The following is a 1365-nucleotide window of genomic DNA, read 5'->3' as shown; positions in this document are numbered from 1 at the left end:
TGGAATGGCAACACTTTTTTTGACAAAAATTATAAGGTGTCGTGAATGCTGCGGTGTTATGGCTCCGATTGCCCTTGACAATGAGCATCCTCGGATCTGATTTTCTCCGGCAGAAGCACAATCATTCAATTACGCTGCCTCTCCAGAGGTATCAGATCCGCGCTCATTATCAAGGATTCGCTTCGCCAATCTCTGTTGTCGAATTTGGATCGGTGTTTCATACGCCAACGTGCCATGTAAGCGTAGATAGTTCCACCAATGCACATAATCAAACAATTCTAGACGTAGCTGTGCCAGTGTCTCAAATTGGTATTGATGCACGAATTCTACTTTGACAGATTTATAGGTTGATTCCGCAACGGAATTATCATACGGACAACCCTTCCTACTCAATGAACGAGTAATTCCAAAACCATTCAGAATCTCATGAATGGTTTGGTTATCAAATTCCTTTCCCCGGTCTGTATGAAAAAGCTTGACGTCTGTTAAAGAATACGGTATCCGTCCAAAGGCTTCTTTTACCAATGAGGCATCTTTCTTCTCACCACAGGAATAACCAATAATTTCTCGATTAAACAAATCAAGTATTAAGCAGATATAATGCCACTTTTTCCCCACGCGAACATAAGTAAGATCCGTAACGATGGCTTCCAATGGCTGTTCTTGTGTAAAGGTCCGATCTAATACATTCGCTGTTTTCGCTTCATTACAAGCTGTTCGTTGCCCTTTAAAATGAGCGATCGTATAGGTAGATGTCAATCCGCGGCGTTTCATGATTCGACCGATTCGGCGCCGACTGAGTTGAAGCCCACGCTTTGCTAAACACTTCTTCAATTTTCGGGTACCGTAAGCCTTTCGGTTTCGAATAAACTCTTCCTGAACGATCTCTTCTAAGTCGGACTCATTTTCGATCGGTTTCGCTTGATAATAGTAGGTTTGACGAGAAATATTTAGAATTTTGCACATCGCTGATATGGAATATTTATGCTTGTTGGCATCAATTACTTGTCTTTTCGTCCGAATATCAGCGCCGCCTGCTTTAAAATATCATTCTCCATTTCGAGTTGCTTATTTTTCTTTCTTAGTGCGATCAATTCTGCTTGTTCTGGTGTTAAGTTGTCTCTTTCTTTGAATGAGCCCGTTGATTGTGCTTGCTTCATCCATTTATCGAAAGAAGAAGGCGTAAGCTCATACTCTCGAATAATTTCTGCGCGAGGCTTACCAGCGAGATAGAGATCGACGATTTGTTGTTTGAATTCTTTTGAATAGGTTCTTCGTTGACGTCTTGACATGAAAAATCCTCCAGTGTGTTTTTTATTATTCTACACACCTTATTTTTTCTGTCTAGTCTAGTGTAGCCGATTC

Annotated in this window: 1 protein-coding gene; it reads right to left on the bottom strand. The window is 41.0% G+C overall.

Annotated elements, in window-relative coordinates:
* Positions 1-129 precede the first annotated feature (129 nt).
* Positions 130-1292, bottom strand: a protein-coding gene (locus tag ECA01S_RS13755) for an IS3-like element ISEfa8 family transposase (protein WP_095007062.1) whose coding sequence is annotated in 2 segments (ribosomal slippage) — positions 130-1016 and positions 1016-1292 — 1164 coding nt in all. Because the reading frame shifts where the segments join, the coding sequence is not laid out codon by codon here.
* Positions 1293-1365: the final 73 nt, after the last annotated feature.

The organism is Enterococcus canis NBRC 100695, from assembly GCF_001544375.1.
Classification (GTDB): Bacteria; Bacillota; Bacilli; order Lactobacillales; family Enterococcaceae; genus Enterococcus_H; species Enterococcus_H canis.
This window is presented reverse-complemented; position numbering and strand designations above follow the sequence as displayed.